The following is a 21,707-nucleotide window of genomic DNA, read 5'->3' on the forward strand; positions in this document are numbered from 1 at the left end:
CCGCCGTTGCCAGGACCTCGTGGCGGTGTCAGTGTGCGGCGCAGACGCAGCTGAGTGACTCACTCCGAATAGGGAACCCGGAGCTTGGCCCAGGACGTTGCTCCCGGCCAGCCGTCCGCGTCCGCGCCCTGGTACCCGAGCTTCCGCTGCCACCTGGCGTAGGAGTCGCGGTGGTGTGTCGTCCAGTGATGTCCACTGAGAGGGTGGGCCGAGGGTGGGCCGGCCGGACCGAATTCGGTGCATCCCTCTTCGACCAGGCGCGTTGCCATCAGGCTGATGATCGGGCTGTTCGGCTCACTTTTGAACCACTCGGCCCCCGGGAAGGGAACGTAGCCAGATGTGTTCATACTTGTAAGTTAGCCGTGTCCACCATGGCCTGCATCTGCACGCCCTTGCGGTTCGGTGAGTTCAGGCGACTGGCGGATGCCTGAGGGTCCTTATCGCTGCACCTTGCTCGGCCGCCGGCGTGGACGCTCGTCGAGCCGCATGACGTCGACTTCGGCAACGAAGGCGTCGTGGAGCCGACGGGTGCCGCTCCATCAAGTGCACGCGATGAACGCAGATCTGCCGCCGGGGTCTTTGGCTCCCAGTGAATGAGCCGAACTCAGCCCGCCGTCTCGCCCGCGTTCGGGGCCAGTACTCCTGCCGCGACCAGGGCGAACAGGGCTATGCCCAGGAGGATGCGGTAGACGACGAAGGGCATGAAGGACTTGTTGGAGATGAACTTCATGAACCAGGCGATCACCGCGTAGCCGACCACGAAGGCGATGATCGTGGCGAAGATGGTGGGGCCCCAGGAGACGTGGCCCTCGCCGGCGTCCTTCAGCTCGAAGACGCCGGAGGCCAGTACGGCCGGAATGGCGAGCAGGAAGGAATAGCGGGCCGCGGATTCGCGGGTGTACCCCATCAGCAGGCCGCCGCTGATGGTCGCGCCGGAGCGGGAGACGCCGGGGATCAGTGCCATGGCCTGGCAGACGCCGTACAGCAGACCGTCCTTGACGCTGAGGTCGGTGAGGGTCTTGCGCTGTTTGACGGCCCGGTGCTTGCCCCCGGTCTCGTCGCGGGCGGCCAGGCGGTCGGCGATGCCGAGTACGACACCCATCACGATCAGGGTGGTCGCGATCAGGCGCAGATCACGGAACGGTCCCTCGATGGCGTCCTTGAATGTGATGCCCAGCACGCCGATGGGGATCGAGCCGACGATGACCAGCCAGCCCATCTGGGCGTCGTGGTTGTGGCGCAGCTCACGGTTGAACAGTGACCGGCACCATGTCGAGATGATCCGCCCGATGTCCTTGCGGAAGTAGATGATGACGGCCGCCTCGGTGCCGATCTGCGTGATCGCGGTGAAGGCCGCACCGGGGTCCTGCCAGCCGGCGAACGCCGCGGTCAGGCGGAGATGCGCACTGGAGGAGATGGGCAGAAACTCGGTCAACCCTTGGACGAGTCCGAGGACGAAAGATTCAAACCAAGTCATGGAATTACGCGATCCAAGGGTGATCGAGCGCTTGCCTGCGCGAGTGGGGACAGCGGACGCCGGTGGGGGACATGGGTCGTTGCCGACCGGGGCAGCGTAACGTCCGAAGATGTCCGGGTGACCAAGGGGTCCTGCGGGAACCGTGCTCGCCCGCTGTGGTAGGAGTCACAGTGCGTGAGTTGGGGCCCGCCCTGTCTGATGAGGACCCGCGATCGACCCCTGTCAGTTCCCGGCCTGGTCCGCTCCCGCTCGCGCTTGCACTCTCGTACCCGCTTCGGTTCCCGCTGCCGCCTCCGGCTCGTCTCCGCGCAGCGACTTGCGTTTGCACCAGGCCACCACCAGCGCGGCCAGCCCGCTGAGGACGATGAAGGCCATGGAGAGGACGAAGGCCGGCGACGTGGGTGTCGAGGCCCGGGCGCCCGCGATCACGTAGGCCGTGGTGTTGGGGATGCTCCCGAGCGCGGTCGCGAGCAGATAGGGGAACCATCCGACACGGGAGACGGCGGCGCAGTAGTTCGTGGCGCAGAACGGCAGGCCGGGGAAGAGCCGGAGCATCAGCGTCGAGCGGAACCCGTGCTCGCTCAACTGTCGGTCGGCGGCGGTCAGCCAGCGGGTCCGCAGCAACGGGCGCAGCGCGTCCTGGCCGAGCAGTCGGCCCAGCCCGAAGGTCAGCGCCGCGCCCAGCACCGTGCCGGCGAGCGCGGCCACCGGCCCCATCGCGCTGCCGAAGAGTGCGCCCGCGCCGAAGCTGAGGACCGAGCGCGGGACGAAGGCGCTGGCGCACACCCCGTACGCCAGCACGAAGGCCATCAAGGCCGTCGGGCCGGACAGCTGCGAGGGCCAGCCGCCGATCAGCAGCCGCTGCGGATGCCACATCAGCATTGCCGCCGCGGCGCAGGCCAGCAGGGTGAGCAGCAGGCCCAGCCGGGCCCAGGGGGAGAACAGCACACGCGTGCAGCGCGCGGCGAGGCCGTCGGGCGTTGCGGCGGGGTCGAGCATCCCGGGAGCGTAACCGACCCGGCTGTCGGGGAAGCGGCATCCTGTCCGCATGGTTCCGAAATGGGGCTTCCCGGCCGAGCGCCCCCGGGCGACTGGAGTCATGCTCCTGCCAAGCGGCAAGCGTCCACGACGACGAGCACCGGCGCAGTAAATCGTTCGACGTCGGGGCCGCCGCCCGGCACTCTATGACGCATGTTCCGGTACGCCTTCCTCTCGCTGTCGTCCGCAGTCGCGGATGCGCCGAAGGCTGCCGCCGATTTCCTCGCGGCCCTCGCCGCAGCCACCGACGGCGCACGAAGCTGACCCTCTCCGGATCGTCCGGCGGACCCCGCAGGGGGAGGGTCGGCCCGGCCCAGGGGTCCCCACGGCGCCAACGCGCCGTTCTCACCGCATCGTTGCGAGGAAGAACACCATGCCGAAGACGGCATACGTACGCACCAAGCCGCATCTGAACATCGGCACCATGGGCCACGTCGACCACGGCAAGACCACCCTGACCGCGGCCATCACCAAAGTCCTCAGCGACCGGGGCAGCGGCACCTTCGTGCCGTTCGACCGGATCGACCGGGCCCCGGAGGAGGCCGCCCGCGGTATCACCATCAACATCTCGCACGTCGAGTACGAGACCGACACCCGGCACTACGCCCATGTCGACATGCCCGGCCACGCCGACTTCATCAAGAACATGGTCACCGGCGCGGCCCAGCTCGACGGCGCGATCCTCGTGGTCTCCGCGCTCGACGGCATCATGCCGCAGACCGCCGAGCATGTGCTGCTCGCCAAGCAAGTGGGCGTACGGCATATCGTCGTCGCCCTCAACAAGGCCGACGCCGGCGACCCGGAGCTGACCGACCTGGTCGAGCTGGAGGTGCGCGAGTTGCTGAGTGCCCACGGCTACGACGGGGAGCACGTACCCGTCGTACGGGTCTCGGGGCTGCGCGCCCTGGAAGGCGACCCGCGCTGGACGGAGGCGATCGAGGCGCTGCTCGACGCGGTGGACACCTACGTCCCGATGCCCGGCCGCCACATCGACGCGCCGTTCCTGCTGCCGGTGGAGAACGTGCTGACCATCACCGGGCGCGGCACCGTGGTCACCGGGGCCGTCGAGCGCGGCACGGTGCGGATCGGCGACCGGGTGGCGGTGCTCGGCGCGGAGGCCGAGACGACCGTCACCGGGATCGAGACGTTCGGCAAGCCCATGGAGTCCGCGCAGGCCGGGGACAACGTCGCGCTGCTGCTGCGCGGTCTGCACCGGGACCAGGTGCGGCGCGGGCATGTGGTCGCCGCGCCCGGCAGCGTCACACCGCGGCGCCGTTTCACCGCCGAGGTGTATGTGCTCTCCACCGAGGAGGGCGGCCGTCGTACGCCGGTGTCCAGCGGCTACCGCCCGCAGTTCTACATCCGTACCGCGGACGTGGTCGGCGACCTCGACCTCGGCGAGCGAGGCGTCGCCCGCCCCGGTGAGACGGTGACGGCGTCGGTCGAACTGGGCCGGGACGTGCCGCTGGAGGCCGGCCTCGGCTTCGCCATCCGCGAGGGCGGCCGGACGGTCGGTGCCGGCACGGTGCGCACTGTGGAGGAGTGAGCACCGCATGACATGCGGCCGCGCCCCGACCTGCCAGGTGCGGGGCGCGGTCCCGTGCTGTCGCACGGGCGCGAGGAGTGCGACACTGCTCGCCCGGCACGGTCCGGCGGATGACGGGCCGCGGACGAACGACCGGACGGCCAGCCGGCCGGCGGGCGCGTCGGACGGACGTCGCCCGGCGGTCGCATCGGTCGGAGCGGGCACGGCTCGACGAGGGAAGGACCTCTGATGGCGGGTACGGCGCTGGTCCTGGGCGGTGGAGGACTCACCGGGATCGGCTGGGAGGTCGGCGTGCTCGCCGGTCTCGCGGCCGAGGGCATCGATCTCACCGATGCCGATGTCGTCATCGGAACCTCCGCCGGATCGATCGTCGCCGCCCACCTCACCGCGGAGCAGCGCACCCTGGAGGAGCTGTACGAGCACCAGCTCGCCCTGCCCCGGGGCGGGTCCGCCGCCCGGATGGGCCCGGCCGCGCTGGCCCGGTTCGCGGCCATCGCGGTGCGCTCACGGGACGCGGTCTCGTTCGGCGCCCGGATGGGCAGGCTGGCGCTCGCGGCCCGTACCGCCCCGGAGGCGGAGCAGCGCGCGGCGATCGCCCGGACCCTGGGCGGCCTGGCCGACTGGCCGGCCCGCCGGCTGATGGTCACGGCGGTGGACGCGGCGACGGGGCAGCGGACCGCCTTCGACGACACCAGCGGTGTGTCGCTGCTCGACGCGGTGGGCGCGAGCTGCGCGGTCCCCGGCGTCTATCCGCCGGTGACGATCGACGGCACCCGATGGATCGACGGCGGGGTGCACTCCAGCGCCAACGCGGATCTGGCGGCCGGATACTCCCGTGTGGTGGTCGTCGCGCCGATGGCGGTCAGTGGCGGACCGATCGCCGGACCCCGGGCACAGGGCGAGGGGCTGGCGCGACAGGGTGCCCGGGTGTGTGTGATCACCCCCGACCGCGCGTCCCGGTCGGCGTTCGGGCGCAATGTGCTCGATCCCGCCAAGAGGGCGGCCGCGGCGCGCGCCGGGCACCGGCAGTCGGCCGCCCATGTCGCCGAGATCCACCGGGTCTGGATGGGCACGGACTGATCCCGCCCAACCGTCTTCCCGCGCGCAGCCACCTGTCCACCCGTCCACCCGCCCAAGGGCGCCACCGGCACAATGGGACGGTGGAACAACCCCCCGAGCCGACCCCCGCCCTGGCGGAGCCGACGCCCCCTGCGCCCGAACCGACGGTCGCGGTGACCGAGCCCATGGCCGAGGCACCGGAGCCCATACCGGTCACCCGGCCCGTCGACTGCGGCACCGCCAGGCTGCTGCCCGATGTCGACCGGCCCCGCGCCTGGCTGCTCACCGTGGACGGCGCACCCCAGTCGTACGTCGACCTCGACGCGCCCACACATCTGGAGTTCGAGTACGTGCGGCGCCTGGCCCATGTCCTGGACGAGGTGGCCGCCCCGGGAGAGCCGCTCGACGTGCTGCACCTGGGAGGCGGGGCGCTGACGCTGCCGCGCTATCTGGCCGCCACCCGCCCGCGCTCCCGGCAGGACGTCATCGAGGCCGACCGCGGGCTGCTCGCCCTGGTGGCCGAGCATCTGCCGCTGCCCGACGCCTGCGGTATCGCGGTGCATCCGCAGGATGCCCGTAGCGCGCTGGAGGCGGCGCCGACGGCCGGCGCCGATGTCATCGTGGCCGATGTCTTCGGCGGCTCACGGGTGCCGGCCCAGCTCACCTCGGTCGAGTACGCGCAGGCCGCCGCCCGGGTGCTGCGCCCGGACGGCTGCTACGCGGCGAACCTCGCGGACAGCGCGCCCTTCGGTTTTCTGCGCGGCCAACTCGCCAATTTCGCCACGCTCTTCGAGCATCTCGCGCTGATCGCCGAGCCCTCGGTGCTGCGCGGCCGGCGTTTCGGCAACGCCGTGCTGCTCGCCTCGCGCGCCGAACTCCCGATCGCCGCGCTGGCCCGGCGGGCGGCCGCCGACGCGTTCCCGGCGCGGGTCGAGCACGGTGCGGCGCTACGGCGGCTGATCGCGGACGCGGCACCCGTACGGGACGCCGAGGCGGTGGCTTCTCCGGTGCCGCCCGACGGCGCGTTCAGCGTGGGCTGACGGGCGGGCCGTACGAACCCGAGGACGCATCGGTCGAGGGCCGGCCGCTCACGGGAGCGGGCCGGCCGCCTCACGGCCCGGGCGGGCCGGCCGAAGGGGAGAGCGAGCCGCTGGACGGCGTGTCGTCCGGGTGGTCGCGGAGGCACGGGGCGGTCGGTTCGGCGCTGGTGGCGGGTTCCCGGCGGGTCAGGCGGCGTACGTCGGGGACGCACAGCACCGCCGCGGTCAGCAGGGCGATCAGGGCCGAGCAGCCCCACAGGGCGGTCGTCCGACCGATGAGGTCCTGTACGGGGCCCGCCAGGGCGGTGGCCACCGGGACCATGGCCACGGAGCCCAACCAGTCGTAGGAGGAGACCCGGGAGAACTTCTCTTCGGGAATCTCCTGGTGCAGGGCCATCATCCACATCACCGCGAAGACCTCGATGGCGATGCCGGTGCCGAACATGAGCACGGTGAGTCCGGCGGCCGGCAGAGGTACGGCGAGCGCGGCGGACGGCAGTGCCAGCGGGAAGACGCACAGGGTGCCGGTAAGGAGGATGCGGCGCGGTTTGAGGCGGGTCATCAGCAGCGCGCCGCCCGCGGTGCCGGCGCCGAAGGCGGCCAGCGCCAGCCCCCACGGGCCGGGGCCGCCCAGGTGCTGCTCGGCGACCAGTGGTCCGTAGACCGCCTCGGCCGCCGACACCACCGCGTTGACCACGGAGAACTGCACCACCACCGCCCACAGCCAGGGCCGGGAGGCGACCTCGCGCCAGCCGTCCCGCAGATCGTGCAGCAACCCGCCGCGCGGCGCGCGCTCGGGGACCTCGCTGACGTCGAGGAACGCCCGCAACGTCCCCGCGAGCGCGAAGGCGGCCGAGTCCACGGCCAGCACCCAGCCGGGGCCGACCGCGGCGACCAGCGCGCCGCCCAGCGCCGCGCCGCCGATGTTCGCGCCGTTCATGCCCATCCGGAACACGGCGAAGGCGCGCCCCGCCTGCGCTCCGGAGACGCTGGCGAGCACCATCCCCTCGGAGGCCGGCGCGAAGAACGCCTGCCCCGTGCCGCCGAGTGCCGCCAGCACCGCCATCTGCCAGAGCCGCGGCTCCCCGGTCAGGACGAGCACGGCGAACAGTCCCTGGGAGGCGCAGTTGAGGGCGTTCGCGGCGACCATGACGCGGTGCCGGGGGAGCCGGTCGGCGACCGCGCCGCCGATGAGCAGGAACAGGACCAGCGGGATGGTGCGGGCGGCGGCGACCAGGCCGACGTCGGTGGCGGAGCCGCCGGTGGCGAGGACGGCGAAGGCGGTGGCGATCAGCGCGCCGGAGCTGCCCAGGCCGGCGATCACCGTGGCGCCCGTGAGCAGCAGGTAGTTGCGCCCCGCCCAGCTCGGGCGGGTCGGGCCGGGCCGCTTCCGCCCGTCGCCCGCTGCCCTGTCGTCGCCGATGTGCTGTTGTCCCGACCCCATGGGCGTCAACGATATGCGGCGGGGCGGACGGCCGGTACGGCGCCGTGGCCCGGCCGCCGCGGGCGTCCTCGCTGCCGCGTCCGGCCCGACTCTTCACAGCTAAGCTACCGATAGGTAACATCATCGCATGTCCTCTGAGACCCTGCCGTCGATCGGCGAAATGATGGCGGCATCCGTGCCGATGGTCCGCACCCTGAACCTCGAGTTCACCGAGACCACCGCCGAGCGCGCCGTGGTCCGCATGCCCGACCAGTCCGACTTCCACAACCACGTCGGCGGTCCGCACGCCGGCGCGATGTTCACCCTCGCCGAGTCCGCGAGCGGCGCGATCGTGATGACGGCCTTCGGCGACCAGCTCGGCCGTGCGGTGCCGCTGGCCGTGCGCGCCGAGATCGGCTACAAGAAGCTCGCCATGGGACCGGTCACCGCCACCGCGGAGCTGGGCCGGTCGGTGGCCGAGGTGGTCGCCGAGCTGGACGCCGGTGAGCGCCCGGAGTTCCCCGTGAACATCTCCATCACGCGTGAGGATGGCGCGGTCACCGGCGAGATGAGCATCGTGTGGACCCTGCGCCCCAACAAGTGAGCCGCTGAGTGGGCCCACCCTGGGGCCGTCGGGGCTTGAATCGTTCCGCCGAGAAGCCGGATGTCGCGTACCGCACGTGAATTCGGCTCTCGGTCGGTGCGATCGAGTACGCTTCCCGGGCGCGCTGCGGCGTGTCAGGGGAACGACCGGCACCGGCGTCACGGACGGCCGGGGCGACGGCCCACGGGGGCCCAAGACCAGCGGAGGAATCGGCGTTGCACATCCAGGAGTGGCTCGAGACCGTACCGGCCGTGAGCGTCTACCTCCTGGTGGGGGTGGTCATCGGCCTGGAGAGCCTGGGCATTCCGCTGCCCGGCGAGATCGTCCTGGTCAGTGCGGCGATCCTGGCCGCGACCCAGGACCACATCGATCCGTTCGTCCTGGGCGCCTGCGCGTCCGTCGGCGCGATCGTCGGCGACTCCATCGGCTATCTGATCGGCCGCAAGGGCGGTCAGCCCCTGCTGCAGTGGGCCGGACGGAAGTTCCCCAAGCACTTCGGCCCCGACCATGTGGCCATGGCCGAGTCGAAGTTCGACAAGTGGGGCATGTGGGCCGTGTTCTTCGGCCGCTTCATCGCGCTGCTGCGGATCTTCGCCGGTCCGCTCGCCGGCGTGCTGAAGATGCCGTACTGGAAGTTCCTGATCGCCAACGTCCTCGGCGGCATCGTCTGGGCCGGTGGTACGACCGCGCTGATCTACAGCGTCGGCATCGTCGCCGAGCCGTGGCTCAAGCGCTTCTCGACGTGGGGGCTGGTCGCCGCCGTGCTGTTCGGCATCGGCTCGTTCCTCCTCATGAAGCACCGGGCGAAGAAGGCGGCCGCCGCACGTGAGGCGGCCCAGGCCCCGGTCGCCGCGACGGTCGACTGACGGCGTCCCAAGCCGCCCGTTCGCCGGCTCACGGCATCTGCCAGATGTCCGGCCCGCCGTCCCGCCACTCGAAGACGCCGGTGTCGTCCCAGACCAACCTCGTGGTGCAGAAACCTGCCCGGCGCAGGATCGCGGCCACGTCACCGGGGCGCAGCGCCCGGCCCAGATCCTGTCCGTGGAGCGTCACACGCCGGCCGCCGGTGCACGGCGGATGCACGATCACGGGGGCACGCTTCATGGCCCCAGGATGCGACCGGCCCCTGGCTCCCGCATCCCGAGCGCGGTCGGTACGTCACCCGGTGTGTTCACGGCCCGGGGACGCGCCCTGAGCCCGTCTTCGCGCCGCCCGCCCGCTCCGGGTGCGCCCGTCCGCCCGTGATCAAAAACCCGCCCGCAGCCGGGAGAAGAATCGCTGCCCCCTGGTGGCGCCGTTGCCGCCGCGCTGCCACCAGGGAGCGCCTTCGCCGAGGTCCGGCACCGGGGCGCCGCCGCGTACCGCACGCCGCAGACCGGCCAGCAGGTTGCGGGCCCCCGCGATGAACAGCGGGTCGCCGACGACCTTCTTCGCCGCCAGCGCCTTACGGCAGGCCCGCAGGGCCGCCGCCGGCTCACCGTGGGCCCGCTCGATCATGGCCTCGGCGTACAGGACCGTCGAGTACAGCCAGAAGTCTCCGTCGGAGTGCCGGCCCGCCCAGGCGCTGCGGGCCGCCGCCCGTGCCCCCTCCGCGTCGATCGGCGCGAGGGCGATGGCCAGCAGCGCCCAGCTGTGCGCCGGACCCGGCCCGAACCAGGGATCCTGGGAGCGGTGCCCGGCGGCCTCCTCCAGAGCGGCCACGGCCGCCCCGGTGTCCTCGCGGTACAGCGCCACCACACCGTGCGCATGCGCGATACGGGCCAGTCCGTCGGCGTCCGCATGCATCACCGCCGCCGTCCACGCCTGGTCGAGCAGCCGCTCCGCGGTGCCGAGCGCGTTCTCCTGCGCCGCCAGATGGCCGGCCAGCCACAGTGCCCGGGCCCGTAGCGCGGTGCCCTCCCGGGAGAGCAGCAGCAACCGGTCCAGGTGCGCCCGCCCCTCATGGCGGAAGCCGCAGGCCGCCCAGTGGAACCACAGCGAGACCGCGATCTCCAGCGCGCCGAGCGCATCGTCCGCGTCCTGCGGCGGATGGGTCAGCGCGGCGTCGAGGTTGTGCTGTTCGTCCTCCACCAGACGCACCGCGACCTGCTGGTTCGGGCCCTGCCAGGCGATCTGCGCCTCGGCCGCGAGCGCCGCGCAGGCCTGCCGGAACCGGCGCAGCGCCGCGGCCTCCTCGCCCGCCTCGCGCAGCTGCGTGCGGCCGAAGTCGCGGGCGGCGCGTGCGAGCCGGTAGCGGGGCGGCAGCATGGCCTCGGTGCCGTGCCGGGGGCCGCCGGCGTCCCGTACGCAATCGATGACCGAGGCAGTGCGGAGCCGCTCCAGCGCGCCGTCGACCGCGCCTGCAGGAACGTCACTGCTGGTACAGACGCAGCCGGCCAGCCAGGGATCGAAATCGCCGGGCAGTACCGAGAGCCTCGCCCAGACCCGCCGGTCGACGGGCGAGCAGAGCGCATATCCGGCGGCGTGCGCGGCGTAGAGCGAGGTGTGCCGCACGCTCACCGCCGGCCCCGAGTAGAACAGCGCGCCGTCCGCGCCCACCTCGGCCGCGAGCTGGGGCAGCGACAGCCGGTCCAGCTGGTGCGCCGCCAGCGCGATCGCCAGCGGCGAACCCTCCAGCGCCTGGCAGACCGCGACCAGCAGCTCCGGGGCGGCCGGTCCGGTCCGCGCGGCCAGCAGCTCGACGGCCGGTCCGGCGATCCCCTCGCCCAGTGTCACCGGCAGCGTCGTGAGCCCGAACACCCGCTCCTCGGCGAGCCCCAGCGCGCGCCGCGCGGTCGCCACGATGCGCAGCTCCGGATCGGCCCGCAGCAATCGCCGTACGAGCTGCGCGCACTCGCCGAGCATCGGGTCGCAGTCGTCCAGCAGCACGGTCGCCCGATGCCGCCGGCAGTGCGCGGCCAGCGCCGCGACGACCTCGTCGGCCTCTGCGGGATCGTCCGTGGGGGAGCACCCGCCGCCCGACGAACCGCGCGCCGGCCTGCCGACGCACGGATGCGCGCTGCGCCGGGCGAGTGCCCGTGCGGTGAACCGGCGGGCGGCGTCCGGTAGTCCGGCCGCCCGCAGCAGCCCGTCGGTCAGGCCGCCCTCGGTCAGACCGTCCCAGCAGGCGATGCGGAGGACCGTGCCGCCGTGCCGGGCGGTGTGCTCCTCCAGGACGGCACGGGCCAGGACGCTCTTGCCCACCCCGGCGGCTCCGGTGAGCGTCACCAGCGGAGCGGAGCGCAGCAGGCCGGACACCTGCTCGTGCTCAACGGTCCGCCCCACTACGCCGGACAGCGGCCCTCGATCGGCCCACGCGGTCATCGGTCATCCCCAACCGCGGCACAGCGCCGCGCCCTTCCGATGGGGGAACCAACCATGCCAGAACCGACCTACCGGTAAACAGGCGGAGGCCGCATCGAACGAGGGAAAACCCGGCCGGTGCGCTTGACGCGAGGGCCGTCTTCTCGTCGGCTGGAGAACGGACCCGCAGGTCACAAGGCCGGGGTCGGCGTCGAGGGCGCTCCGGCCGAACTTAGAGTGGTGTCTTTCGACCGGTATGGCGGTGGCACCGTGGCTGCCCGTGGCACCGGCCCAAGGACCCGAGGAGAACGTCCCGATGAAGTGCCTGCGGTGGGGTGCCGCGGTGAGTGCGGTGGCCCTGGGGCTGCTGGCCGGATGCGGCACCGGCATGGACACCGTCGACGCCTCGAGCGTGCCGCGGCTCAGGGCGCAGCCCGCGGACGCGGCCAACGGCAAGCCGCAGGTGGTCCCGCCCCGTGGCCCACGCTCCTCGTTCGCCCCGTTCCGTACGACCGGTGACGACGGCACCCAGGTGGTGCGGACCCGGTGGCACGGGCGCAAGTCCGGTTTCACCGGCGACATATGGGCCTGGGTTCCGCCGCAGTACCACCAGGCGCGGTACGCCAAGAGCGGCTTCCCGGTGCTGATCGCGCTGCCCGGCGCCTACGGCTATCCGTCCAACTACTGGGCCGGGGCGTCGTTCGCGCTGCAGGAGCGGATCGCGCAGTGGTCGCAGCAGGGCAAGACGCTGCCGTTCATCGTGGTGATGCCGGTGCTCAATCCCGGCAAGAGGTACTACGACGGCAGCGACATCCCGGGGCAGCCGAAGATGGGCACCTGGCTGACCGAGGACGTACCGGACTTCGCGCGGGCCAACTTCCGTACGTACGCGGGCCGTGACGGCTGGGCCTTCATGGGGTCCTCGTCCGGTGGCTTCGCCGCGCTGAAGGCCGTGCTCAAGCAGCCGGAGAAATTCAAGGCGGCCATCGTCAACGGCCCGGACACGGCGCCGGATTCGCCGCTGTGGCGGGGCCACCCGGCCGAGATGCGCGCCAACGACCCGCGGCATCTGGCCCGGCGGCTGGCCGAGCGCCAGGGCCCGCCGGTGTACCTGGCGTTCGAGCTGGGCGGCCTGGAGGCCGCGGTGCCCGATGTGAAGGGCTTCGTCAAGGACTACACCGGCGGGCCGGTCCACTCCACGCTCTTCGAGATACCGGACGGTGTGCACAGCGCGCAGACCTATATGCAGCGCATGGCCGAGTCGCTGCACTGGATCAGCGAGCAGATGCAGGGACCCATGCCGTCGGCGTGACGCCGTCGCGGTCGGTTCGGTGCCACAGCCGTCGGCGCGGCGCCTCGTCGGCGGGATCGCCTGTGCCCACGAAGTGCCGCACCGCTGACGGCTGAGGGCAGTTGGCGGAACAGTGGAACGAAGTCCCGTCCGCCGCCTGGCCGTTGCCGGCGCGCGCCGCGGCTCAGTCCTGGCCGCTCCCGGTCGCCTCCCGGTGCTGCGCCGCCAGCTCCAGATACATCGCGGCGTTGACCTTGATCAGCTCGCGTTCCTCGTCGGTCAGCTCCCGCTTGACCTTCGCCGGCACCCCGGCGACCAGGGACCCCGGCGGTACCTGCATGCCCTGGGGGACCAGCGCCTGGGCGGCGATGAGCGAGCCCGCGCCGATGTGGGCGCCGTTGAGCACCGTGGCGCCCATGCCGATCAGCACGTCGTCCTCGACGGTGCAGCCGTGCAGCACCGCGTTGTGTCCGACGGAGACCCGTTCGCCGACGGTCACCGGGAAGCCGGGGTCGACATGAACGGTGCAGTTGTCCTGGATGTTGCTGTCGGCGCCGAGCACGATCGGGCCGCAGTCGGCCCGCAGCACCGCGTGGTACCAGACGCTGGCGCCCGCGGCCAGCGTGACCTCGCCGAGCACCACGGACGTGGGGGCGCAGAACGCCGCCTGATCGATGCTCGGCTCCTTGCCGCCCACCTGAGAAATCAACGCCCGCTCCGCCATCACTGGATCTCCTTTGCCGCTTGTGGGCCGCGCCACCAGCACCGTAGACGACGGCCGCACCGCCGGGCGGGTGCGGCGGCCGGTGGGGCGAAGATCACAGCCCGGCGTGCGGCCGGTCTCCCGGCGGGCCGATTACGGTGTGCGGGTGCCGATAAACCAGAACGTGTTCTCATCCGTCGCGGCCTGGCGGCGCCGGGCCGTGTCGCGTGCGGTCCATCGCGGTGCGCGCTGGGTGAGAGAGGCCGCGGCCGTCTCGGCCGAGCGTCCCGGCCCGTACCGCTTCCGCCGGATCGGCCCCGGCACCCGGCTCGCCTTTCCGCAGGGCACGGTCTTCGGCGATCCATGGATCGAGATCGGCGACTACTGCATCATCGCCCGGGACGTGACGCTGACGGCGGGCATGATGCCGGACCTCGATCTCGGCCCGGAGCCGATCCTCACGCTGGGGAACGGGGTGGTGCTGGGCCGCGGCAGCCATGTGATCGCGGATGTCCGGCTGACGATCGGCGATGACTGCTTCTTCGGCCCCGGTGTCTACGTCACCACCACCAATCACAGCTATGACGACCCCGAAGTCCCGATCGGCAAGCAGTGGCCGCGCAGCGAGCCGGTCGCCATCGGCCCCGGCGGCTGGATCGGCACCGGGGCGGTGATCCTGCCCGGCGCGCGGCTGGGCCGGAACGTGGTGGTCGCGGCCGGGGCCGTGGTCCGCGGCGAGGTTCCCGACCATGCGGTGGTCGCCGGCGCGCCCGCCAGGATCGTGCGCCGCTGGGACCCGCAGCAGGGCTGGCAGCCACCGCTGCGTACGCCCACGCCGGTGCCGATCCCCGAGGGGGTCACTCCGCAGGACCTGCTCGCGCTCGAAGCGTGGCAGGACGCGGCGGCGGGGGAGGGGTAGGGCGTGTCCGCAGCGGCCTCCTGAGCGGCTGTCATCCGGGGGTAGGCTCCGCCCGCACGGCCCCCGGCCCGCTCGGGCCGGTCGTCAGCCGCCGGAGGCCAGCAGCAGCGAGCCGACCACCGCGAGGGAGGCGCCCGCGGCCTGGATCGCCCGCATCCGCTCCTTGAGGACGCCGAGCGCGGCGAGCGAGGTGACGACGGGGTAGAGCGAGGCGAGGACCGCGGCCATGGTCACCGGACCGTGCTGGGCGGCGATCGCGTAGGTGCCGTTGGCGGCGACATCGGCGATACCGACGAAGGCGAGCATCGGCAGCGAGCCGCGCAGGGCCGGGAACCCGCCCTCGGGCAGCGCCGGGGTGCCCCGCCGCACCGATGCGTACAGCGCGGCGCCGCCGACGGCGATGTTGCACACCCGCTGGACGAACAGCGCCAGGAACAGCCCGGTGACGGTGGTGGAAGCCTCCGCGATCAGCGCCATCACCGCACCGAATCCGAGCGCCGAGACCAGCGTCAGCACGATCGTCTGGCGGGCCACGGACGCGCCGCTTATCCGGGGACCGCCCGCCAGCAGTACGCCGACCACGGCCACCACCATGCCGGCGGCCTGCAGCAGGCCCGGCCGCTCGCCCGCCACGATGCCGACGCCGAGCGGTACCAGGACGGTGCCGAGCGCGGCGAGCGGGGAGACCACGCCCATCGGGCCGAGCGCCAGGGCGCGGTAGAAGCAGAGCATGGCCGCCGGCCCGACGACGCCCGCGCCGACCGCGAACCACAGCTGCGGTCCGGCCTCCCGCCAGCCTCCGGTGGCCACCACGATGGCGCCCAGCACCAGGGCGGCCAGGGTCTGCGAGACGACTACTACGGTCAGTGCCTGGAATCGTCGGGTGAGCAGTCCGCCGCCGAAGTCGGCGAGCCCCCACAGGAGGCTGGTGGCCAGGGCGAAGACCGCAGTCATGGTGAAACCTCGCAGTACAGTGAACCGAACGATTGAGTACACCACACCGTAGTGCAGCAGATTGAACTGCGGTATCGAATATATTGGCCTACGACGTGGACGGACCGTGACGGATCTCGACCAGCTCACGCAGTCGCTCGCTCGCAACCTCAAGCACTGGCGCGCCGAGCGCGGCCTGACCCTCGATGCGCTGGCCGCCCGTGCCGGGGTCAGCCGCGGCATGATCATCCAGATCGAGCAGGCCCGTACGAACCCGAGCGTGGGGACCACCGTCAAGATCGCCGACGCGCTCGGCGTCAGCATCACCACGCTTCTCGACTACGAGCAGGGGCCGCAGGTCCGCATCGTGCCCTCGGCGGAGGCGGTCCGCCTGTGGTCCACCGAGGCCGGCAGCTACACCATGCTCCTGGTGGGCGCCGAGGCGCCGGGGCCGTACGAACTGTGGGACTGGCGGCTGATGCCCGGCGACAGCAGCGCCTCCGACCCCCATCCGCCCGGCACCGTGGAGCTGATCCACGTCCGGGCCGGGACGCTGACGCTGGTCGTGGACGAAGTGGAGCACGAGGTGCCGGCGGGCGCCTCGGCGTCGTTCGAGGCCAAGGTCGCGCACGGCTACCGCAACGACGGCGGTGAGCCGGTCGAGATGACCATGTCGGTGATCATTCCGCTCGCCCGCTGAGACGGCCCGCCGACGACCGGGCGCGGCTGTTAACTTGGCGAACATGCCTGTGCCGATGGATGCCTTCGACGATGTCCGGCCCGCCGCCGAGTGCCTGGACCTGCTGACCGGGCCCGTGGCCGCCGTGATCCGCACCTGGAGCGGATCCGTACCGGTCCAGGAGCTGCGCTATGTCGACACCGACCCGGCCATCGCGGACACCGCCACCCTCGTCGCGCACCACGGCCCCTGGCTGCTGGAGCAGTCGGCGAACTGCGTGGTGGTGGCCGGCAAGCGCGGCGGCGAGAGCACCCTGGCCGCCTGTGTCGTCCTCTCGCACACCCGCGTCGACGTCAACGGAGTGGTGCGCCGTCAACTCGGCGCCCGCAAGGCGTCGTTCGCGCCGATGACGCAGGCCGTCGGCGACAGTGGGATGGAGTACGGCGGCATCACCCCGATCGGGCTGCCGGCCGACTGGCCGCTGCTCGTGGACGCCGCCGTCGCCGATGTCCCGTACGCGCTGATCGGCAGCGGCAGCCGCCGCGGCAAGCTCATCGTCCCCGGCAAGGCGCTGGCCGAACTCCCCGGCGCCGTCGTTTTGGAGGGGCTCGGAGTCGCATAAGCCATTTCCTGGGGATCGCCTCCACGGGCTCGCTACGCGCACACTGCGCGCCGGTCAACGACACATGTCGAACGACGAGCCGGCAATCCGGGTGGCGACGGCGCTCAGGCGAGTGCCAGGATCACGCGGTCACAACTGGGACGCGCTCGTGGACTGCCTTCACGACCGGCACGGACACGAAGGCCACACGGATGACGTGGTGGTCCTGATCGAGCATGCCGACGGCCTGAGGGATGCCGACTTCCTAGGACTCTTCGTCTCGGTGCTCTGCCAGGCAGCCTGGAAGGCCAACCTTCAACTCGACGCCGACGGGGTGCCGAACCACAGGCCACCGTTCGCTGAGGCCCGTCGCGTGCCCGGCCCGCTAGCGGGTGGATGTGCGGCAGCGCAGATCCAGTGAGAGTGGTGTGGAGTGTTCGGCGAAGCCCAGGCTGCGGTAGAGGGGCTCGGCGCCGTCGGTGGCGTGCAGATCGACGCGGCTGACGCCCTGGCCGGCGAACCAGTCGAGCAGCGCCTCGGTCGTGGCGCGGGCGTAGCCGCGGCCCCTGTAGCGGGGGTCGGTGCACACGTTGAAGACGAAGCCGAAGCGGCCCGAGGGGTGGCCCGGAGCCGGCAGCCGCTCCTCGACCGTCCCGACCGCGCAGGCGGCCAGATGCGGCGCGCCGGGCTCGTCACCCGCCACCACGAACGCGCCCAGCCGCGGATCCGGCCCGGCCAACATCCGGCCCGCCGCCGTTTCCGCGTCCCGTTCCCAACTCCCGGGCTCGTCCCGCCCGTTCATCGCGTGGAACATCAGCCGGCGCAGCCGGACGAGCTCGGCGGCATCCTGGGGAACGGCGGTCCGTATCGTGATCATGCCCGGACGCTAACGCAGCCGCCGCTCAGCCCAAACGGGGTATCTCGATCGCCGGACAGCGATCCATCACCATGTCGAGACCGGCGTCGCGCACCCGGTCCCAGGCCCCCTCGTCGACCACCCCGAGTTGGAACCACACGGCCTTCGCCCCCACCGCGACGGCCTCGTCGGCGATACCGCCCGCCAGCTCGCTGTTGACGAAGACATCGACCACGTCGACCGGGAAGGGGATCGCGTCGAGCGAGGGGTAGCCCGGCTCGCCGTGCACCGTCTCGGCCTTCGGGTGCACCGGCACGATCCGTTTGCCGAAGCGCTGGAGCACGTCCGCGACGCCATGGGCCGCACGCCGCTCGTTGGCGGACAGGCCCACCACCGCCCAGGTGTCACCGAGCTCGTTGAGGATCCTGCGGATCGTTCGGGGATCGCCGTACACGCGCTGCCTCCTGCGAAGGGAAGGGTCCTGTGCGCATCAACGGCCGGTGTCGCCGGAAGATTCCCGTACGGCAGACGCCCCGCCCGAAGGGGAAGGCGGGCGGGGCGGGCTCGATGGGCCGGCGGGTCAGTTCGCCCCGTGGGCCACTCCGCTGCCGGCCAGACCGGCCCCGACGACGGTGCTGCCGTTGGCGGCGCGGGCCGGCTTGCCGATCGCGCGGCCGCCGCCCACCGGCTCGGCTCCGCCGGCCCCGGTACCCGGGCGCAGCGCCCCGGCTCCGGCCGCGTCCTGGGCCTCGTCCGGCGTCTCCTCCACTCCGGCCAGCGTCGCGCGCAGCTCCTCGGTGTCCACCAGCATGCTCACCGGCCCGGTGGGGTTGAGGTACAGCGCATGTCCCGGCGGCAGCTGCTCGACCAGCTCGCTCACCGGGCGCCGGTCGTACAGCAGCCGGCCCACGGACTCGAGGTAGTTCTCCGAGGTGTAGACGGGGATGACCGGGGTTCCCTCGGGTGAGGCGGCGGCCAGCGGGGTGCCGGTCGCGGTGACCAGGACCGCGACCTCCGCGTGCGCCAGCGCCTCGGAGACCTCGTGGCCCGGACCGTAGCCGGTCGCGGCCAGCTGCAGCGCGTGGTCGACCGGGTCGGTCGGCTCGGGCCAGTCCAGCATCTGCGGTGACGGACGGTATTCCGGATTGTCGCGCCACTCCTCGATCTCGCCCGTCGGGCCCGACCGCCACTGCCCGATCAGCGCCCACAGGGGCGGCTGCCCCTCGCCCTGCCAGGTCAGATCCACCATGGCCAGCCAGTGGTCGGGCGCGTTGCGTGCCGCCTCGACGACCTCGGGCGGGGGCTCGGGCATCTCCTCGCCCGTCACGGGAACGCCCGCCGTCGTCTCCGACTGTGTGCTCTCTTCCATGCAGCCCTCCGCCAACCCGCCGGTACCTGATCTACGAGCGGGGCCCCGGAAACACGAGGCTCTCGCACTGGCCTCACAGTGCCCACGGGCGGCGCCGACGTCGCCCCGACGCACCGTGCGGACGGTGCGGGTACGCCGCCTGGCCGTGCGGACCGCGCCCGTACGGCGGGCACCCGCGCCCGTTCGGCGGACAGCCCAGCGCGGCGCGGGCCGCCGACGGCCGGCGGTCGGCCTGTCGGTGCGGCCGCATAGGCTGGTCGGATGCAGGAGCAGTACCGCACGCTCGCGCGCGAGGGCGTCCACGAGATCGAGATCAACAAGTCCCGCTTCCTCTGCGCGCTCGCGCCCGTCGCGACCGAGGCCGAGGCGCAGGACTTCGTCGCCCGCGTCCGCAAGGAGCATCCGACCGCCCGCCACCACTGCTTCGCCTACGTCCTCGGCGCCGACGGCGGCGTCCAGAAGGCCAGCGACGACGGCGAGCCGGGCGGCACCGCGGGCGTGCCGATGCTGCAGATGCTGGTGCGCCGCGAGATGCGCTACGTCGTCGCCGTCGTCACCCGCTACTTCGGTGGAGTCAAGCTCGGTGCCGGCGGCCTGATCCGTGCCTACGGCGGCGTCGTCGGCGAGGCGCTGGATGTGCTGGGCACGGTCACCCGGCAGCGCTTCCGGTTGGTGACCGTCACCGTCGACCACCAACGGGCGGGCCGGGTCGAGAACGACCTGCGGACGACGGGACGGGCGGTGCGCGAGGTGACGTACGGAGCGGAGGTGCGCATCGAGGTCGGGCTTCCGGAGGCCGATCTGGACGCCTTCCGCGCCTGGCTCGCGGACACGACGGCCGGTACGGCGCGGCTGGAGCTCGGCGGGGAGGCGTACGGGGAGCTGTGACCGGCGGGGGCCCGGCCCGCCCGAGCCGGATCGCCCGAGCCGGATCGCCGTGGGACGGTCCGCCCGTCTGCCGGCCGCACTCCAGGCAGGCGCGTCGGCCGCCCCCCCCCGGAAAGTACCGCCCGGACCGGTGCGCCGGCGCGGCGATCGTGCCAGCCTGAGGCGCGGCGGCAAAGGGCCGCCGGCCCGGTGCGCGGGCCGGCACGAGAAGGGGCGGGCCGTGCCTGAACTCCTCGACGAGCGGGTGGGATTCGTCCGTCGGATCGGCCTGTTCCAGGCCACCGCCATCAACATGAGCCAGATGTGCGGGATCGGCCCCTTCGTGACCATCCCGCTGATGGTCGCCGCCTTCGGGGGGCCGCAGGCCGTCATCGGATTCCTCGCGGGCGCGGTCCTGGCGCTCGCGGACGGGCTGATCTGGGCCGAGCTGGGCGCCTCGCTGCCCGGCGCGGGCGGCAGCTATGTCTACCTGCGGCAGGCCTTCCAGTACCGCACCGGCAAGCTGATGCCGTTTCTGTTCGTCTGGACGGCCATGCTGTTCATCCCGCTCGGGATGTCCACGGGCGTGATCGGATTCGTGCAGTACCTGGGCTATCTGTGGCCGGGGATGAGTCAGGGGCAGGGCGACCTGGTCGGACTCGTCGTCACGGCGGGCGTCATCACGCTGCTGTGGCGGCGGGTGGAGAACGTCGCCCGGCTCACCGTCGTGCTGTGGACGGTGATGATCGCCTCCGTGACCCTGGTCGTCGTCGCGGCCTTCACCCACTTCAGCGCCGAGCGCGCCTTCAGCTATCCCGCGCGCGCCTTCGAGCTGACGTCAGGTCACTTCTGGGTCGGCTTCGCGGCCGGCCTGACCATCGGCATCTACGACTACCTCGGCTACAACACCATCGCGTACATGGGCGCCGAGATCAGACAGCCCGGCCGCACCATCCCGCGCGCCGTCATCACCTCGATCCTCGGCATCATGACGATCTACCTGCTGCTGCAGATCGGCACCCTGGGCGTCGTCGACTGGCGGGACATGCTCGATCCGCACTCCACGGCGTCGTCGTCCGTCGCCTCGGCGGTGCTGGAGAAGGCGTGGGGCAGGGGAGCGGCCGACACGGTCACCGTGCTCATCCTGATCACCGCCGTCGCCTCCGTCGTCACCGGACTCCTCGGCGGCTCCCGGGTGCCCTGCGACGCCGCCCGCGACCGGGTCTTCTTCCGTCCGTACGGCAGACTCCACCCGCGCCACCGCTTCCCCGTACTGGGGCTGCTCACCATGGGAGCCCTGATGGCGGCGGGGTTCCTCATCGGGCGGCACACCGACCTGGCCACCGTCATCCAGCTGCTGACGACCGTCATGGTGATCGTGCAGGCGCTGGCCCAGGTCGCCGCGGTCACGGTGCTGCGCCGCCGCCAGCCGGGGCTGCGCCGCCCCTACCGGATGTGGCTCTACCCGCTGCCGAGCATCGTGGCGCTGGTCGGCTGGCTGGTGATCTACGGCTACGCGGACGAGAACTCGCCCGGCAGGCACCCCATCGAATGGTCCCTGGCCTGGGTCGCGGTGGGCGTCGTCGCCTTTCTGCTGTGGGCCCGCCACGAGAAGGAGTGGCCGTTCGGGCCGAAGCGGATCAGCGAGGAGTACCTGCACGGCGCGCATCCGGGGACCGAGCGGGCGCACGGGGAGGCGGCCAGGGGAGCCGCCGAGGGCACCGAGGGCACGGTCGGGTCGCCCGGCTGAACGGCCGCGGCACCGGCCCGGCCCCGGCCCCGGCCGAGCGCCCGGCCGGATGCGTCCGCGGACTTCGGCAGACAACAGCGGACAACGGCACATCGTGGCCGAGCCGTTCGGCCGTCGGCTCCCGGGTCCGAACGGCGGGAAACTCCCTCGCCCATGAAGAGCGCCCTCGGCCCGTGCGGACTTCCGTGCGCCGCCGTCGACGACCTGGTGGACGGCCAGGTGCGACCGACTGCGCGCTAACAGGCACATACTGCGCTTGATTGGTCAAAT

At 72.4% G+C, this 21,707-nt stretch carries 23 protein-coding genes; 12 read left to right on the top strand and 11 right to left on the bottom strand.

Translation table 11 applies throughout. From position 1 onward, the window contains the following. Positions 1-59: 59 nt before the first annotated feature. From WAB15_RS36450 to WAB15_RS36460, 3 genes are all read right to left on the bottom strand, one after another. Positions 60-347, bottom strand: a complete 288-nt coding sequence (locus tag WAB15_RS36450) for a peptidoglycan-binding protein (protein ID WP_399147328.1) — start codon at positions 345-347, stop codon at positions 60-62. A 257-nt stretch (positions 348-604) separates the two neighbouring features. Further along, positions 605-1,477, bottom strand: coding sequence for an undecaprenyl-diphosphate phosphatase (locus tag WAB15_RS36455; protein ID WP_399147327.1), 873 nt, complete (start codon positions 1,475-1,477; stop codon positions 605-607). A gap of 222 nt (positions 1,478-1,699) precedes the next feature. Then, entirely contained in the window at positions 1,700-2,476 is a 777-nt protein-coding gene (locus WAB15_RS36460; protein ID WP_399147326.1) for a TVP38/TMEM64 family protein, read from the bottom strand. 412 nt (positions 2,477-2,888) lie between these two features. On the opposite strand from WAB15_RS36460, the gene tuf reads away from it, so the two are divergent. The 3 genes from tuf (at position 2,889) to WAB15_RS36475 (ending at position 6,160) form a co-directional block, all read left to right on the top strand. Continuing rightward, complete coding sequence (gene tuf, locus WAB15_RS36465; RefSeq protein WP_407288918.1) at positions 2,889-4,061, top strand: elongation factor Tu; 1,173 nt, start codon at positions 2,889-2,891, stop codon at positions 4,059-4,061. Positions 4,062-4,289: 228 nt separating this feature from the next. Continuing rightward, a complete protein-coding gene (locus WAB15_RS36470; protein ID WP_407288919.1) occupies positions 4,290-5,141 on the top strand; it encodes a patatin-like phospholipase family protein in 852 nt (283 codons plus the stop codon). Between the two features lie 164 nt (positions 5,142-5,305). Beyond that, positions 5,306-6,160 (top strand): spermidine synthase, encoded by an 855-nt coding sequence (locus WAB15_RS36475; RefSeq protein ID WP_399147511.1) that lies wholly within the window; start codon positions 5,306-5,308, stop codon positions 6,158-6,160. Between the two features lie 70 nt (positions 6,161-6,230). Here WAB15_RS36475 and WAB15_RS36480 read toward each other — a convergent pair whose 3' ends face one another. Next, positions 6,231-7,604, bottom strand: coding sequence for an MFS transporter (locus WAB15_RS36480; RefSeq protein ID WP_407288920.1), 1,374 nt, complete (start codon positions 7,602-7,604; stop codon positions 6,231-6,233). Positions 7,605-7,731: 127 nt separating this feature from the next. Here WAB15_RS36480 and WAB15_RS36485 point away from each other — a divergent pair, with 127 nt between their 5' ends. Both WAB15_RS36485 and WAB15_RS36490 read left to right on the top strand, forming a co-directional pair. Next, positions 7,732-8,187, top strand: a complete 456-nt coding sequence (locus tag WAB15_RS36485) for a DUF4442 domain-containing protein (protein WP_399147322.1) — start codon at positions 7,732-7,734, stop codon at positions 8,185-8,187. Positions 8,188-8,402: 215 nt separating this feature from the next. Continuing rightward, positions 8,403-9,053: a DedA family protein gene (locus WAB15_RS36490; protein ID WP_399147321.1), complete on the top strand. Its 651-nt coding sequence runs from the start codon at positions 8,403-8,405 to the stop codon at positions 9,051-9,053. A 28-nt stretch (positions 9,054-9,081) separates the two neighbouring features. Here the strand turns inward: WAB15_RS36490 and WAB15_RS36495 are convergent, their stop codons facing one another. Together WAB15_RS36495 and WAB15_RS36500 are read right to left on the bottom strand one after the other, a co-directional pair. Then, complete coding sequence (locus tag WAB15_RS36495; protein ID WP_393490684.1) at positions 9,082-9,291, bottom strand: hypothetical protein; 210 nt, start codon at positions 9,289-9,291, stop codon at positions 9,082-9,084. Positions 9,292-9,432: 141 nt separating this feature from the next. Then, positions 9,433-11,490, bottom strand: coding sequence for an ATP-binding protein (locus tag WAB15_RS36500; protein WP_407288921.1), 2,058 nt, complete (start codon positions 11,488-11,490; stop codon positions 9,433-9,435). 295 nt (positions 11,491-11,785) lie between these two features. Here WAB15_RS36500 and WAB15_RS36505 point away from each other — a divergent pair, with 295 nt between their 5' ends. After that, positions 11,786-12,781, top strand: a complete 996-nt coding sequence (locus WAB15_RS36505; RefSeq protein WP_407289354.1) for an alpha/beta hydrolase — start codon at positions 11,786-11,788, stop codon at positions 12,779-12,781. Between the two features lie 163 nt (positions 12,782-12,944). Here the strand turns inward: WAB15_RS36505 and WAB15_RS36510 are convergent, their stop codons facing one another. Further along, positions 12,945-13,484 carry a gamma carbonic anhydrase family protein gene (locus WAB15_RS36510; protein ID WP_399147319.1) on the bottom strand — a complete coding sequence of 180 codons (540 nt, stop codon included), beginning with the start codon at positions 13,482-13,484 and terminating at the stop codon, positions 12,945-12,947. Between the two features lie 145 nt (positions 13,485-13,629). Between WAB15_RS36510 and WAB15_RS36515 the strand changes: the two genes are divergently transcribed. Next, entirely contained in the window at positions 13,630-14,382 is a 753-nt protein-coding gene (locus tag WAB15_RS36515) for an acyltransferase (RefSeq protein WP_407288922.1), read from the top strand. 84 nt (positions 14,383-14,466) lie between these two features. On the opposite strand, the gene WAB15_RS36520 is transcribed toward WAB15_RS36515, so the two are convergent. Next, positions 14,467-15,336, bottom strand: a complete 870-nt coding sequence (locus tag WAB15_RS36520; RefSeq protein WP_399147317.1) for an EamA family transporter — start codon at positions 15,334-15,336, stop codon at positions 14,467-14,469. Positions 15,337-15,442: 106 nt separating this feature from the next. Here WAB15_RS36520 and WAB15_RS36525 point away from each other — a divergent pair, with 106 nt between their 5' ends. The 3 genes from WAB15_RS36525 (at position 15,443) to WAB15_RS36535 (ending at position 17,016) form a co-directional block, all read left to right on the top strand. Then, entirely contained in the window at positions 15,443-16,015 is a 573-nt protein-coding gene (locus WAB15_RS36525) for an XRE family transcriptional regulator (protein WP_399147316.1), read from the top strand. 43 nt (positions 16,016-16,058) lie between these two features. Then, complete coding sequence (locus WAB15_RS36530; RefSeq protein ID WP_399147315.1) at positions 16,059-16,616, top strand: YbaK/EbsC family protein; 558 nt, start codon at positions 16,059-16,061, stop codon at positions 16,614-16,616. A gap of 64 nt (positions 16,617-16,680) precedes the next feature. Next, positions 16,681-17,016, top strand: coding sequence for a barstar family protein (locus WAB15_RS36535; RefSeq protein ID WP_407288923.1), 336 nt, complete (start codon positions 16,681-16,683; stop codon positions 17,014-17,016). Here the strand turns inward: WAB15_RS36535 and WAB15_RS36540 are convergent. The 3 genes from WAB15_RS36540 to WAB15_RS36550 form a co-directional block, all read right to left on the bottom strand. Next, positions 16,981-17,472, bottom strand: coding sequence for a GNAT family N-acetyltransferase (locus WAB15_RS36540; protein WP_399147313.1), 492 nt, complete (start codon positions 17,470-17,472; stop codon positions 16,981-16,983). The genes WAB15_RS36535 and WAB15_RS36540 overlap by 36 nt on opposite strands. A gap of 25 nt (positions 17,473-17,497) precedes the next feature. Next, the gene (locus WAB15_RS36545; RefSeq protein WP_407288924.1) at positions 17,498-17,905 is read right to left on the bottom strand and encodes a CoA-binding protein; all 408 of its coding nucleotides are present in this window, start codon (positions 17,903-17,905) and stop codon (positions 17,498-17,500) included. 126 nt (positions 17,906-18,031) lie between these two features. Beyond that, complete coding sequence (locus WAB15_RS36550) at positions 18,032-18,820, bottom strand: type VII secretion system-associated protein (RefSeq protein ID WP_407288925.1); 789 nt, start codon at positions 18,818-18,820, stop codon at positions 18,032-18,034. A gap of 261 nt (positions 18,821-19,081) precedes the next feature. On the opposite strand from WAB15_RS36550, the gene WAB15_RS36555 reads away from it, so the two are divergent. Together WAB15_RS36555 and WAB15_RS36560 are read left to right on the top strand one after the other, a co-directional pair. Next, the gene (locus WAB15_RS36555; protein ID WP_407288926.1) at positions 19,082-19,708 is read left to right on the top strand and encodes a YigZ family protein; all 627 of its coding nucleotides are present in this window, start codon (positions 19,082-19,084) and stop codon (positions 19,706-19,708) included. Positions 19,709-19,928: 220 nt separating this feature from the next. Continuing rightward, positions 19,929-21,437, top strand: a complete 1,509-nt coding sequence (locus tag WAB15_RS36560) for an APC family permease (protein ID WP_399147309.1) — start codon at positions 19,929-19,931, stop codon at positions 21,435-21,437. The last annotated feature ends 270 nt before the right edge of the window (positions 21,438-21,707 follow it).

The sequence above is a fragment of the Streptomyces sirii genome, from assembly GCF_045690365.1.
Taxonomy (GTDB): domain Bacteria; phylum Actinomycetota; class Actinomycetes; order Streptomycetales; family Streptomycetaceae; genus Streptomyces; species Streptomyces sirii.